General features: G+C 47.4%; 6 protein-coding genes. 2 read left to right on the plus strand and 4 right to left on the minus strand.

Annotated elements, in window-relative coordinates:
- Positions 1 to 82 precede the first annotated feature (82 nt).
- Both QUA70_RS26380 and QUA70_RS26385 read right to left on the minus strand, forming a co-directional pair.
- The gene (locus tag QUA70_RS26380) at positions 83 to 2236 is read right to left on the minus strand and encodes a phosphodiester glycosidase family protein (protein WP_333410738.1); all 2154 of its coding nucleotides are present in this window, start codon (positions 2234 to 2236) and stop codon (positions 83 to 85) included.
- 115 nt (positions 2237 to 2351) lie between these two features.
- A complete protein-coding gene (locus QUA70_RS26385; RefSeq protein ID WP_333350772.1) occupies positions 2352 to 7844 on the minus strand; it encodes an AAA family ATPase in 5493 nt (1830 codons plus the stop codon).
- Between the two features lie 900 nt (positions 7845 to 8744).
- On the opposite strand from QUA70_RS26385, the gene QUA70_RS26390 reads away from it, so the two are divergent.
- Together QUA70_RS26390 and QUA70_RS26395 are read left to right on the plus strand one after the other, a co-directional pair.
- Positions 8745 to 8993, plus strand: a complete 249-nt coding sequence (locus QUA70_RS26390) for a hypothetical protein (RefSeq protein ID WP_333410740.1) — start codon at positions 8745 to 8747, stop codon at positions 8991 to 8993.
- Positions 8994 to 9578: 585 nt separating this feature from the next.
- Entirely contained in the window at positions 9579 to 14306 is a 4728-nt protein-coding gene (locus QUA70_RS26395; protein WP_333350770.1) for a glutamate synthase-related protein, read from the plus strand.
- Positions 14307 to 14368: 62 nt separating this feature from the next.
- On the opposite strand, the gene QUA70_RS26400 is transcribed toward QUA70_RS26395, so the two are convergent.
- Positions 14369 to 14788 (minus strand): hypothetical protein, encoded by a 420-nt coding sequence (locus tag QUA70_RS26400; protein WP_333108071.1) that lies wholly within the window; start codon positions 14786 to 14788, stop codon positions 14369 to 14371.
- A 3-nt stretch (positions 14789 to 14791) separates the two neighbouring features.
- Entirely contained in the window at positions 14792 to 14923 is a 132-nt protein-coding gene (locus tag QUA70_RS26405; protein WP_333350768.1) for a hypothetical protein, read from the minus strand.
- Positions 14924 to 15044: the final 121 nt, after the last annotated feature.

The following is a 15044-nucleotide window of genomic DNA, read 5'->3' on the forward strand; positions in this document are numbered from 1 at the left end:
AGTTAATAGTTGGGATTCAATCCAGTCAAGCAAAACTTTCCATTATATCATAAAATTATTTTGCAAGAGGTCTATTAACTACTTATGGTTGAATGAAAATGCCGATCGCATTATGAACTCTCGCAGCAGTTGACGGAGGTCGATCGAGCAAACTACCTCCCAAATACAAACTCGTCGAACTTCCCCCATCCAAATTTAAAGCCTCCACAGCACCCATTTGCTGCAATATCTGCGCCAGTTCTGCGAAATTTGGCCCCGCCCCGCCCGCACGATTATGCACCGCTACAATCAGCAAATTCCCCGCAGCATTTCGCCCGATCGCACTTCTAATTGCTGTCTGTCGAACATAGGCATCACTAAACCCTTCCGCCTTCGCATCCAGCACAACTCGACTGTTTTGAACTAACACCGGCCCGCCGCCGAGAATGTAAGGGAAACGGTTAAAATCATCAGGAAAAGTGTTAGTTTCTAAACGCAATAAAGTGCCGATCGAAAGTTGAGGTACAGGAGAAAAATCCGAACGTAAAACCAAAATATAACCGTTAGCTGGAATGGGAAAAGTTGTTGTTCCTGGCGCACCTCCGGGGGATTGGCTGACAACTCGTGAAGCGAAGCTATCCCGTAGGGAATCGCCCGCAACTGTCACAACTATTTCATTGCCAGACAACGGAGTATAAGTTGTTCCCCAATCAGGAGTGTAGCGACCTATTCCCGGTTGTACGTAGGCACTATTGAGATGAGAAACGGGCAAAGGTTGATTGGTCGGAGTGATCAAAGTTTCTTGCAAAGTTAAACGATCGATCGCAAATTCTCCGCCATCGTTCCAGGCGATCGCCCCCCGGTTCAATATCGGCCCGGAAAGCCATTTATTGTCCCGCCGAATTGCCCCTAAAGCTAAGCGATTAATTCGATTGAAAAAACCTGCATTAATCGCAGCAACCGCACCCGAAACTTCTGCTGTTTGCAATAAAGGTGCAGTGCCTTGCTCGGCAGGCGGATTGCTGAGAATTGGTCGAATCTTTACACCGGGTTGACGCGGATTAACTTCTAACCAAACTACTGGAAAACGAGCAGTTCCTAAATTTTGATACTGCTGCCGCCACTGCACACCGGGCGCCCAAACAATGTTTTTTTCTACTAACGAATCTGGCCGAATGTCGATAACTAATCGATAGGGATTTCCCAGGCTGAAAACTTGTGGCCGCCAACCTAAAGGAATCTTCACTTTGACTTTGGTTTGAGCGCCGTCAGGTTCGACTTTTAGTGATAGCAATTGTTTGCTGGTTTGAAAAGTGCCCTGAAGTAAAGCGGGAGCGACTTTGGCATCGATCGCGATCGACCATTCTTGACCGGCGATCGGCTGTAATGGCGTTATTTGCAGCGGGAGAGTGGGTTTGGTCGGGTCGTCTGGTGTTTCAAGGTTTGGCGCTGCGGGGGTTCTCGGTGAGATAGCGGGCTTTGTGGGGTCGTCGGGGGGGTTGGGTGTGGGTGTCGGCGACGGGCTTGGTTTATCGACAAAGTGGACTTGCCAGGGAGTTGGTCGATCGAGATCTACTACAATGCGATCGCCCGATTCTATTTCTGCTTGCCGAATTCCGGTAACACTTGCAGTTTGAGAAGTAATTTTTAAAATATTCCCATCAGCAGATATCTCCCAGCCCGCAAGTCTAGCAAAATCGGTAACATCTAAGTAACGATACGAGCCTGTTGCCCGCGCTGCTAAGCTTTGAGCGCCGATTAAAGATACGGAAAACCACTGCACTGGTTGTTTGGCACTGTCGGCGCTGCTGAGCAAATCCACTCCCGCACTTTGCATCAATCCAACATCAGCAATCCAAGTTCGGAAATTCGCAGAAGTGCTGTTTGTCGGCTGCTGAGTCCAAGCTAGGGGCAGAATGCGGCCGTTTAGAGAAACTTGGCGGCCTTGTCTAATTATCGAAGATGCCGGTACAGATTGAGCCAAAAGCCTAGAGTCCGACAGGGGTTTCAACCCCTGTCTCATAGTTAAAGTTTTCTCAAGAGAACTATCGCTCAATATTTCAGTCGGTTTCAACCGACTTTCGCTATCAGCCAGGGAATTCATTCCCTGGCGGGAGATCGAAGCATGAATCAGCCCAGCCCTCTCCCCCTGTTGTGCTCTTCCGGGTGGATTCCAGAGCAAAGACGGGGCGATCGCCAGTACGGGTAAAATCGAAACTGACAATATTGAACGCCAACAGGACAAATTACATTTCACAGCTTACAACTCACAATTTCATTCCTAAACGCATGGGTATCTAGAAACTCGGAATATCCGTATGTTTCTTCTTACTAAACGGCGCTAATGGCGCTAAAGCCGTACTACGAAATGCTCACCTCGGAATAGAAATCACAAACTCCGAACCCTGCCCAACAGAAGAATTCACGAGTAACGTACCTCCATGTTTTTCCACAACAATTTGGTGGGCGATCGACAATCCTAATCCGGTTCCTTGACCCACAGCCTTGGTTGTGAATAAGTGGTTAAAGATGTTTTCCTTGACTTGGGCCGACATCCCCACTCCATTATCCTTAATGCGAATCAAAACCTGATTTTTGGATTCGCTTAGAACAGTCTGAACCGTGATTTGATTAGGTAGGGCTTTAATTTCACTAAAACTCCGCCCCTTATTTGACTCTTCCAGAGCGTCAATGGCATTAGCCAGCACATTCATAAATACCTGGTTCAACTGTCCGGGAAAGCATTTCACTAGGGGCAAGTTACCATACTCTTTCACAACTTCAATCGCAGGGCGGAACTCGCTGGCTTTTAAACGGTGCTTGAGAATCAGCAGAGTGCTGTCGAGTCCATCATGAATATTGAAAGAAACTGGTCGATCGCTATCTGCCCTCGAAAACGTTCTCAGACTCGTACTGATATTGCGAATGCGCTCGACCCCCTCTTTCATCGAGCCAATCAATTTGGGCAAATCTTCTCGCAAATACTCCAAGTCCATATCCTTAATTTCTGTTTCAATTTCCCCTCCCGGATTAGGAAACTTTTCTTGATACAAATCAATCAAATTGAATAAATCCCCCACGTATTCTTGAGCTGGTTGCAAGTTGCCGGCGATAAAGCCTACGGGATTGTTAATTTCGTGGGCTACCCCTGCGACTAAATTTCCCAGAGCAGACATCTTCTCACCCTGCACCAATTGCAACTGCATCTGTTTAAGATCCTGGATAGAGTGCTCTAGTTTTTGACTGTAATCCTGAGATTGTTGATAAAGCTGTTGAGATTGCTGATACAAGCGCGCGTTTTCCAGCGAGATGGCAGCTTGGGAGCAGAGGATGTTGAGGAGGGCGACGCGATCGCCAGTGAATGCCCCTGTCGTCAGATTATTTTCCAAATACAGAATTGCCATCATTTTGCCTTGATGGATAATCGGAGTACAGAGGATGCTCTTAGGTTGGTGCTGCTTGATATAGGGGTCAGCAGTAAATATTAATTCAGTCTTGACATCATCGAAAACTAGGGTTTTATGGGTGCGTTTAACGTAATTAATCACAGTCTGGGGAATTGATTGGCTCTCCTCGATCCCAATAGTTTCTTGCAGAAGACAGCCTTGGCGATCGCTACAGTGGACAGCAATTTTCCAGTCGTCCTCTTCTTTCAAAATCAATACTCCTGTTTGAGCGCCTGCATTTTGAATCGCCACTTCCATCAGGGTAGTGAGCAATTGTTCAAGCTTTATTTCGCTAGACAGAGCTTGATAAGCTTTGATAACCGTGGGTAAATCTAGGACTGCGATGCTGGTACTCCCAGTAATTGTTTTGTGATTAGTAGAAATGAATGAAGTCTGATTGGAGGTAGTACCTTCCCCGAAGGAACGAGCTTTTTCCTGTTGTAAGATAGGGGCCAGAAGTTGGGGATAGCGTTGTTCTAGATCGTCGATTTTTGCTTTCGCTCCCCAACGAGCATAAGCATAGTAAGCATCTATTAGATATACCTGGCCCACTTTTTCTTTCCCCCATGCCAAGTAAAATTTAGCAGCCAATTCATTCGCCAGAGCTTCTTCGTTGAGATAATCGTTTTCTTTAGCAAGAAAAATGGCGCGATCGTAAGTCTCCATCGCCGACACATTTTCACCCAGCGCTCGGAACAGTTCGGCTTCCACTAGGGAAAATTTGTGCGAGAAATTCATGGGGGCGTGATGCGCCCATTTATGAAGGGTTTCTTGGTTGCTTTTCACTTTTTCCAGATGTTCTTGTTTCTCTTCGCAGGAACCCTCCTCCCTACAAACTCCCAGCCGTGCTAGAGAGTCATAAAAGTAGAACATCGGCACGTTGAGCATACCCGTCACCGCGTCTAAATACTGTTCGGCTTGCCGAGCATTTTCTAAAGCTTGCTCGGTTTCTCCAAACAGGTAACACACAAGCATTTTATGAAAGTAAAAATAGTGGAGTCCGTTGCGATCGTTTGCTTGGATGTGAAAGGGGAGCATTGTTTCTTCATTGTAGGCATCTCCCACAAATTGACATGGATTTTCCGATCGCCCGAGCAGATTTAATAAAGCCTGATGAACGATTTGAGTATAATTTAACGCTGCTTCTTGTTTGAATTGAACCAGCGCATGGCAGTAGGTCGCTACTTCCTCTTCTAGCCCCGCGATTTCTCGACCGATTAAATATGAATATTGAGAGATTTCTTTGGCTGAATATCCCAATTCAAGTTCTCCCGTTTCCAGTCCTATCGCGTAACCCTCTTTTAAAAGAGGGATAGTTTCTTTGACATGATGTTTACCATGTATGATGTGAACGCCGACTGTATAAAAGACTTTGGTTTTGAGGTAATTGGCATTAAATAGCTCCACAATATTTAACGCCAATTGCCCAAATTCACACCCTGTTTCAATGTCTTGAACTACACCGCTTAATACCAATCCATACAAGCCGTAAGCAAATGCTGATAAGGGAGCATTCCCATAACTAACCGATAAATTAACCATTTCCACAATAACCAACGGCAGGAGAAGTGGAGCCGTGATGTAGGCTGGAGAAACTAAAGCTGAGAGAATCCGCAAGGCTGCTTGCTTTTGGAGATTTTCCATTTCTGGCAAATCAATAAACTCCGCGATTTTTTTACCCGCAAAAAGTGACGCGGTTTGTTCTAGTCCCTGCTGAATATCTGCCGGAGTTGGATTTTCTGGGAAGCAGATTCCCAAGAGTTTGAGAACTGCTAACCCCATTTCAACGGCTTGTTTGGGTTTGACTTGCGCCGTACAGGCAGATAGCTCGATTTCATACACTTTCACCTTATCGAGCAGCGTTCTGGCATTGTGCAGGACTAAATCGGCTAATTCCTCCATGTCCTGAAAATCATAGCTCAGGTATGCAGTTTCTGCCCCTAATACGTGGAGATCGAGGGCTGTTTCATAGTGAGTTTGCCAGCTATGGGGAGCTAGGATTTGCCTGCCAAAACTTAAATATTTGCGTGCAGCAGCATAAGCAGTAGCAGTCTTCGCCTTGCGTCCCGCGATCAAATTCAACTCAGCCAGTTCGTAACGCTGGGTGGGTTCGGCAATTAAATCAACACCATAATTCAACTGGTTGACTATATTAAAAATTTGCTCTTCCCTTTCTGTTCTCGGAGTATTAATCAACAAAAGTTGACCAATATTGAGGTGAGTGGATTGTTTCTGGGATTCGGGAATCAAAACGTAAGCTGCTTGCTGTACGCGATCGTGCAGAAATTTGTAATAACACGAGTCGGGATTCTGGAACCACGAGTCAGAAGTATTGCTTTCTCCTTCTGAATTCTGATTTATGAATTCAAACTCCTCTGAAGTGAAAAATTTATAAACTTCAGTTAGTGGGAGAATCAACCCTGCTTGCAAAGCAGGCCACAAGTTGGCTGCCGTCTCTGACGAAGATTTTTCACAAACTACCGCCAGCGTTGCTAAATCGAATTCGTTGCCAATGCAGGCAGCTAACTTTAAAACTTCTTGCGTCTGGGATGGCAACTTTTGCAATTGAAGCGCCATGAACTCGACAACATCATCTGTTAGGGCTAAGGTTCGTACTGTGGCAATATCGCACTGCCAATACCGCGCCTCAAAATTAAAGGTAATTAACCCATCTTCATGCAAAGATTTGAGAAATTGCGTGCTAAAAAATGGATTGCCTTGAGTTTTTTGATCGACCAGTTCTGTTAAGGGCCGAGCCAACGCTCTAGAACAAACTAAAGTATCGGCAATCAAACAATTTAAATTGAAGCAATCGAGCGGCGCGAGGGTAATGGTGTTTACCGTAGCTCCCGTTTGTTGAATGTCGGATAATGTCAGCACCAAAGGGTGTACGGGACTGACTTCGTTATCTCGATACGCTCCAATTAATAAGAGATAGCGCCGATCGCGATCGCTCGTCAGAAGTTGAATCAAGTTCAATGAGGCTGAGTCCGCCCATTGCAAGTCGTCTAAGAAGATGACGAGGGGATGTTCTTGGGTGGTGAAAAGTTGAATGAACTTCTCTAATAACCGATTGAAGCGATTTTGGGCAGCACTGCCGATGAGTTCTGGTGCCGGTGGTTGCTCGCCGATAACCCGCTCTAGTTCGGGAATTACCTCAACGATTACCTGAGCATTCTCGCCCAATGCTGCCAGGATTTGAGTCTTCCACTGCTCAACTTTAGCATCTGTTTCGCTCAGCAATTGCTTCATTAAATCGCGAAAAGCTTGTACAAAAGCTGAGAAGGGTTGGCTGCGCCCAAATTGGTCGAATTTGCCTTTGATGAAGTAGCCTCTAGCTGCGACAATCGGTTTGTGAACTTCGTTGACTACGGCGGTTTTGCCAATGCCTGAGAAGCCAGCCACCAGCATCATTTCGGCGCTTCCTGCACTCACGCGATCGAAGGCTGCCAGTAGGGAGAATACTTCGTTCTCTCTACCATATAATTTTTCGGGAATGATGAAGCGATCGCACAAATCTCGCTGCCCTAGTTTAAAAGAGGCGATTTCTCCAGTTTTTTGCCACTGGTACAAACAAGTTTCCAAATCGTACTTGAGTCCGATCGCACTTTGATACCTATCTTCAGCATTCTTCGCCATCAGTTTGCTAACAATTTCCGACAGCACCAATGGAACGCTATTGTTGAGGTGATGAACTGGGATAGGCTGCTTGGCAAGGTGACAGTGTACTAACTCTATCGGATCGTCGCTTTGGAAAGGCAACTGTCTGGTGAGCAGTTCGTAGAATGTGACTCCCAGAGAGTAGAAATCCGTGCGGTAGTCAATGCCTCGGTTCATTCGCCCAGTTTGTTCTGGAGATATGTAAGGTAAAGTGCCTTCGAGGACGTTGGGATTTTGAATTTCTTGGGTTTGGCGCGGCAACAGGGAAGCGATGCTAAAGTCAATCAGCTTAACTTGTTTGCTGGCGGGGTTAATTAGAATGTTGGCAGGTTTGAGGTCTTTATGGATGACGTGGTGGCGATAAAGTCCGTCGAGCGAGTTAGCAATTTGAATGGCAATGGGAAGAAACTCGTTAATAGGCAAGCCTTTGAGGGGTTCGTTGCTCGCGAACACTAAACTAGCGAGGTAGCTACTTAAGGAAATTCCCCCAAAGTCTTCCATCACCAGAGCATAGTGGTTATTGTAAGTCTCCAGGCTGTATGCCTTGACAGTGCCGGGGATCTCTAAGTTTTTAGCAATGACGTACTGGTTGCGGAAATGAACCAGTTCGTTGAAGCGAGGAAAGTCATTTCGCAGCAGTTTAATCACGACTGGCTGCTGATCGTCCGAGCGAAGGCCACGATAAACTAGAGTTCGATTACCTGCGTATATTTGTTCGTTAATATGATATCCGAGAAAAATATTTGTTATACTAGCCATACTTACGTATTCCTACTGCTTCTGTCTAGCTGAAGCTTTTTAGAGTTACTATCCACTATTTTCGCTCTATCGGCCGTGCTATTGATTAACTATCTTTAGTTTAATCTACTTTGTAGCTTAAATTATGAAAAAGCTATTTTTCCAACAAAATTTAATATTTTATGTAAGAGATGTTGATACTATAGTTGAGACTAAGTAGAAAATGAAGGATGCTAACGCTGATTGAACGACAACGGTTCATTAAATAGGAATTTAAAAAGCTAATTAATAGGCGTGGCATCATTAAGGGTGGATTTTTGACACTCTGGACCCTAAAGAAACTGAGATTTTTGATTAAAAGAGGCGACTTGTTGATACAGGATTTCTCCAGCCTCAGTAGAGGTCATCTGTCCGCAAGCATTAGGGTGTCACCCCAAGTTCCCCTATGCCCTACGGTACGCATTTTATTCGGGAGGATATTTCTAGCTGCATGAGGAGGGCGATCGCAAACACACTGTCTCTCAAGCTTCATTAACAGCAATAAACTTTTGTTTGTGACCGTAATTTTTGAATTTTATTAAGCATTGAGCCGATTAATTACGCTTAGTTTATCATACCATATAATTATAAATTATGTGCAATTAATCTCAATATTTTACAACTATTCACTCTTGAGTGAATTCCCCCGTGTCCCTTGCAAGCCGGCTAAAGTCTCGCTCGTTTTCCGTTTACCGACCTTCTTTTATAAAAAATAGAAATGAAATGTCCCAAATGCAATCCACTTAAATCCGTAAAAACGGCAACCATTGAGCTAAATAAAATTACCCAGGTCAAGTTTGTGGGCGTCAGTCGATTTGAGATTTGAGATTTGAGAGTTACGGGAGAGATGAATCTGGAAGCTTTAACAAGAGTCTAAAATTTTTGCCTCTCCACGACTTTTGTCAGAAAGTCAAGCATCCGTTTTTGGGCGTGGTCAAAAAGGCGGCGCTGGCTCTACCAGATGCTCCTAATTTCTCAGAAATCGTTGAAATAACCTTCATTGATGAGTTACAAACGTTTGTGGGTAAAAAAATACAAATTAGAGTTATGCACAACAGTCAACCTTTTCCGGCTAGGCATCTTAGGCTGGGTTCTGGACGATCGCTGACAAGACTTGCGCGCAAACTCTGACTGTAATCGGTGAAATTTTATCAATTTTTTGATACACTTGATTTTCGCGGCTTGAGAGTTGACTGCACAATAAGACAGGTTTCACCAGTTGTGAACCGCGCTGCTACATTGCACCTACCGACTGAGCGGGCAGGTGGCTTTTGTGTCTGCGGGCGCTGACGAAAGCAACTCAACAGCGCAGCAAGCAAAATAACGCTAAAGTCAATATCTACCTGTGTTCGCTGCAAGGCTACCCTTGCGGACTAAGGAAAAACACACACAAAAAACTCGTGAAGCGCAGCTATCCCGTAGGGAATCGCCTGCAATGTATCTAGTTGCAGGGCGGCGATTCCCAAAAGAATACCGTGCTTTTTAACAGCAGGGTATTCTAGGAGACATCTCCGAGACGATGCGAGCGAGATAATTTAAAATCGGCAAACAGGGTTTCAGTGCTAAGTACAGGCCGCATAGACGTAAATTTTTAATCAAATCAGCTTCCAATGTGCTGTCTTAAAGTTTACTAGGCTCCCACCGCTCGGCAGCCTTCTCTCTCCGAGCTATAAAAACGCATCAACCACACAATCACGGAAATAACATTCAATCAACATGGGTAACACGATCGATCCAAACAGAAACGTGCATCAGACTCAGCGAGGAACTCCCTATGCCGGCCAAAGCTGGTTAGTGGAAGAAAGAGATGCCTGCGGTGTGGGTTTTATTGCCAACCAAAACGGTGCAGCTACTCACTCCTTAATTCAAAAAGCTCTGCCAGCCTTAACTTGTCTGGAACACCGCGGCGGTTGCAGCGCCGACTCGGATTCCGGCGACGGTGCAGGTTTAATGACCGCGATTCCTTGGGAATTGCTAGATACTTGGTTCGCCGAACAGGGAATTGTGCCTCCCGCACGAGAAAACTGCGGCGTGGGAATGCTGTTTCTGTCTCAAGATGAAAGTCAAGCCAAGATAGCGCGGCAGGTAGTTGAGGAAGTTCTGACCGATCGCGGGCTAACACTTTTGGGATGGCGCAAAGTTCCCATTGTACCATCGGTTTTGGGCGAGCAAGCGCTAGAAAATCAACCTAAAATCGAACAAGTAATAGTCAGTTCACCGCAACTAGCCGGAGACGAACTCGACAGACACCTATTTCTGGCGCGCCGCACGATCGGACACGCGCTGTCCAATCGCCCCAACTTCACTCGCCAAGACTTTTATACTTGCTCTTTTTCCTGCCGCACGATCGTCTATAAAGGCATGGTGCGATCGGCTGTACTAGCAGAATTTTACCCAGACCTGAAAAATCCCGCTTATAAAAGCTCCTTTGCCGTTTATCACCGGCGCTTCAGCACCAACACGATGCCCCGCTGGCACTTAGCCCAGCCCATGCGCTTGCTGGGACACAACGGGGAAATTAACACGCTGTTGGGCAATATTACCTGGATGAGGGCGCGACAAGCGAATTTAGCTCACCCGAATTGGACTCAAGCAGATATCAACACGTTCAACCCAATTGTCAATCCCGAAAGCAGCGATTCGGCAAACTTGGACAACGTGATGGAGTTGTTGGTACACTCCGGCCGCACCCCCCTGGAATCCCTGACAATTCTGGTGCCCGAAGCCTACAAAAATCAGCCGGATTTGGCTGACTATCCAGAAATTGTCGATTTTTACGAGTATTACAGCGGCATTCAAGAACCTTGGGACGGCCCCGCACTGCTGGTGTTCAGCGACGGCAAACAAGTAGGTGCTACGCTCGATCGCAACGGTTTGCGGCCGGCCCGCTACTGCATTACTAAAGACGGTTTGGTAATTGTGGCTTCCGAAGCCGGAGTTGTCGATATTCCCGAAGCAGATATTGTCGAAAAAGGTCGTTTGGGGCCAGGACAAATGATTGCAGTTGACCTGCAAACCAACGAAATTCTCAAAAATTGGCAACTCAAGCAGCGCATTGCTAAGCGGCACCCCTACGGCGAATGGCTGCAAAAACACCGCGAAACCTTGCAGCCGCAGCCTTTTGCCGAAACCGCAACCCTCGACTCGCAAACGCTGTTGGCCACCCAAACTGCTTTCGGCTACACAGCCGAAGATTTGGACATGGTGATCGTCGAGATGGCGAGTTCTGGGAAAGAACCGACTTTCTGCATGGGCGATGACGTTCCCTTAGCTGTGTTGTCAGAAAAGCCTCAGTTGCTGTACAACTATTTCAAACAGCGGTTCGCTCAAGTGACAAATCCGCCGATCGACCCCCTGCGCGAGGGGATGGTGATGTCGCTGACGATGAATGTGGGCCTGCGGGGCAATTTACTGCAAGCAGTGCCGGAAAATGCCAAGCGGCTGAAAATTGATTCTCCCGTACTCAACGACGCTGAACTGTCTTTCTTGAAAGATCAAAAGTCTTTCCCCGCAACCGAATTGTCAACACTTTACAAAATTGCTGCCGGGCCAGGAGGTTTGAAAAGCGCAGTCGAGCAACTTTGTCAAGAGGCGGCTCAAGCGGTGCGCGAGGGTTCGAGAATTCTGATTTTGAGCGATCGAGTCTCGAAGCAAGAAGGCGAATCTTCTGTTGGATTGAGTACAGAATGTACTTATATTCCGCCCTTCCTGGCAGTTGGTGCGGTTCACCACCACTTAATTAGCGTCGGCTTGCGGATGCAAACTTCGCTGGTTGTCGATACCGCCCAATGTTGGAGCACTCACCACTTCGCTTGTTTGATCGGTTACGGTGCGGTGGCTGTTTGCCCTTACCTGGCATTGGAAAGCGTGCGCGCCTGGTGGTATGACACCAAGACTCAAAATTTGATGCAGCACGGCAAAGTTGCCAATATTACCGCGTGTCAGGCTCAAGCTAGATACCGCACAGCGGTGGAAAATGGCTTGCTGAAGATTATGTCGAAAATGGGGATTTCGCTGCTGTCTAGCTATCAGGGGGCGCAAATCTTTGAGGCGATCGGCATTGGCGGTGATTTGCTCGATTTGGGTTTCAAAGGCACGGTTTCTCGCATCGGCGGTTTGAGTGTGGCGGAACTGGCTAACGAGGTAATGTCTTTCCACAGTCAGGCTTTCCCAGAATTGATTCTGAAAAAGCTGGAAAATTACGGCTTCGTGCAGTACCGCCGGGGCGGTGAATATCACATGAACAGCCCGGAAATGGCCAAGGCTTTGCACAAGGCTGTGACTACTTTTAAGGCTCAGACTAACGGTAACGGCAATGGGGCTGAACCAAAAATGACACCCATGGGTGTCAAAAATTCTGAAAGTGCCTACGATCACTACGAGGTTTACAAGCAACAGCTCGAAAATCGCCCGGTAACGGCTTTGCGGGATTTGCTGGATTTTGCGAGCGATCGTCCTCCCATTGCCATCGAAGATGTAGAATCTGTAGCAGATATTGTCAAACGCTTTGCCACGGGCGGTATGTCCCTCGGCGCTTTGTCCCCGGAAGCCCACGAAACTCTCGCGATTGCCATGAACCGCATCGGCGGCAAATCCAACTCCGGCGAAGGTGGCGAAGACCCGGTGCGCTACAAAGTGCTAAACGATGTGAGCGCGGCTGGTTTCTCACAAACGCTACCTCACTTGAAAGGTTTGCAAAACGGCGATACAGCTTCTTCATCCATCAAACAGGTAGCTTCTGGACGCTTCGGGGTGACTCCTGAGTATCTGATGAACGCCGAACAAATCGAAATTAAGATCGCACAAGGTGCGAAACCAGGTGAAGGCGGTCAATTGCCAGGGGCGAAAGTGAGCGAGTACATTGCTTATTTGCGCCGATCGAAACCGGGTGTCACGCTGATTTCGCCTCCTCCTCACCACGACATTTATTCGATCGAGGATTTGGCGCAGTTGATTTTTGACTTGCACCAAATCAATCCGAAAGCAGGAGTTTCGGTGAAGTTGGTGTCGGAAGTCGGCATCGGGACTGTAGCCGCCGGTGTCGCCAAGGCAAATGCTGATGTGATTCAAATTTCCGGCCACGACGGCGGCACCGGTGCTTCGCCACTGAGTTCGATTAAGCACGCAGGTTCTCCGTGGGAACTCGGATTGACAGAAGTTCACCGAGTGCTGATGGAAAATAAATTGCGCGATCGAGTTTTGCTCCGCGTTGACGGTGGCTTTAAAAGCGGCTGGGACGTGATTGTAGGCGCTTTGATGGGCGGCGAAGAGTACGGTTTCGGCACGGTGGCAATGATTGCAGAAGGCTGCATTATGGCTCGCGTTTGCCACATGAATAGTTGTCCGGTGGGCGTGACAACTCAACAAGAACACTTGCGGAAACGGTTTCCTGGTACGCCGGAACACGTTGTTAATTTCTTCTATTTCGTAGCACAAGAAGTGCGGAGTTTACTGGCGAAATTGGGTTATAAGTCGATCGCAGATATCATCGGCCGCGCGGATTTGCTGAAAATGCGCGATGGGGTGAAACTAACTAAAACTCAAGCGATTAATTTGGATTGTTTGACCAAGTTACCGGATACTAAGAGCGATCGATCTTTCTTGATCCACGGCGACGTACACACCAACGGGCCAGTGTTAGACGATGATTTGCTCGCGGATGCGGAGATTCAAAGTGCGATCGCCAATCACGGCACTGTTAGCAAGAGTGTAAAATTGGTGAATACCGATCGCACTGTAGGCGCAAGAATCAGTGGTGCGATCGCACAGCAACACGGCAACACCGGCTTTAGCGGTCAAATCACCCTCAATTGCACTGGTAGCGCGGGCCAAAGCTTCGGCGCGTTCAATTTGCCGGGGATGACGCTAGTGCTGTCAGGCCAAGCCAATGACTACGTGGGTAAAGGAATGCACGGTGGCGAAATCGCGATCGCACCGCCGGCTGGTGCGACTTATGATGCTTCTGAAAATGCGATCGTCGGCAACACTTGTTTGTACGGTGCGACGGGGGGAACTCTGTTGGCTGCGGGTAAAGCTGGCGAACGGTTTGCGGTGCGTAACTCGATGGCGAAAGCTGTGATTGAAGGTGCGGGCGATCACTGCTGCGAGTACATGACTGGCGGCGTGATTGTCGTGTTAGGAAAAGTCGGCCGCAACGTCGGGGCTGGAATGACTGGCGGCTTGGCTTATTTCCTCGATGAAGATGGGAGTTTTCCGGCTCATGTCAACGGGGAGATTGTGAAGATGCAGCGCGTTTGTACGGCGGCTGGGGAGGCGCAATTGAAGGAGTTGATTGAGGCTCAGTGCGATCGAACTGGCAGCAAGAAAGCTGAGAAGATTTTAGCAAATTGGTCGGAATATTTGCCTAAGTTCTGGCAAGTTGTGCCGCCGAGTGAAGCGAATTCGCCGGAGGCTTCGGAACAAAAGATTGCTGTGGAAGTGTAATTTTGTAGCTGGTTAAATAGATGAGGGGCGACGGGAGTTGCCCCTTTTTTAATCTACTCAAGTTACACTAGGGTGTAATCTTTAACTGCCTCGCTCTGAAGGAATTCTTGATAAGCCGATTCATCTCCAAAAGAGTCGATCGAAACCTGAGCTTTTGGCATTGGTATCAGCGGAGTTTCGACGGGGACATATTTGCAGTATCCAACTACAATCGCCTCAAACTCGTTATTAGGTATTGCCGTTGGGTACTCTTCCACCCTCACCACTTCCCAGTCTCCAGTGCGGTAGTGGGTGCTAGAACCGGAACCGTCAGCGCTGTGAAACTCCAGCAATCTGTACCCGGGTGCGGGGATAGGTGCGTTGGATGAGTCAAAATACTCTGCAAGGATATCAGTGTATGCCCCTGTGTGGGCTAACAACCTATTATCTGCCCCTTCATCTTCAGTCCATTCGGCACGAAAAATCATGTATTTTCTACCCATTAGTTAATCCTCCTCGCTTTCTTCCAGGTAATCGGGGAATTCGGTTTTGCCATTGAAAACGCAATTCCACTTGAGAACATGATTGTTTTGGTTGCGCTCAATCCGTAACAACTTCCAACCATATTTTTTTTCCATTGCTGTACATCGCCAGCGATCGGTAACGGAATGGTTAGAGGTGACTTGGTGCGACTCGTTTAACCTAAAATAAGGGTTTTAAACCCTTATGGGACGGTTAGCCTAGCCGATTAACTCGGTT

Origin of the sequence: Microcoleus sp. LAD1_D5 (genome assembly GCF_036702115.1) — a bacterium.
GTDB lineage: Bacteria > Cyanobacteriota > Cyanobacteriia > Cyanobacteriales > Microcoleaceae > Microcoleus.

Bases quoted from the DNA above. Each gene is read 5' to 3' on its own strand.
- QUA70_RS26400 (WP_333108071.1), bottom strand. From the start codon at position 14,788: ATGGGTAGAAAATACATGATTTTTCGTGCCGAATGGACTGAAGATGAA.
- QUA70_RS26395 (WP_333350770.1), top strand. From the start codon at position 9,579: ATGGGTAACACGATCGATCCAAACAGAAACGTGCATCAGACTCAGCGA.
- QUA70_RS26385 (WP_333350772.1), bottom strand. From the start codon at position 7,844: ATGGCTAGTATAACAAATATTTTTCTCGGATATCATATTAACGAACAA.
- QUA70_RS26405 (WP_333350768.1), bottom strand. From the start codon at position 14,923: ATGGAAAAAAAATATGGTTGGAAGTTGTTACGGATTGAGCGCAACCAA.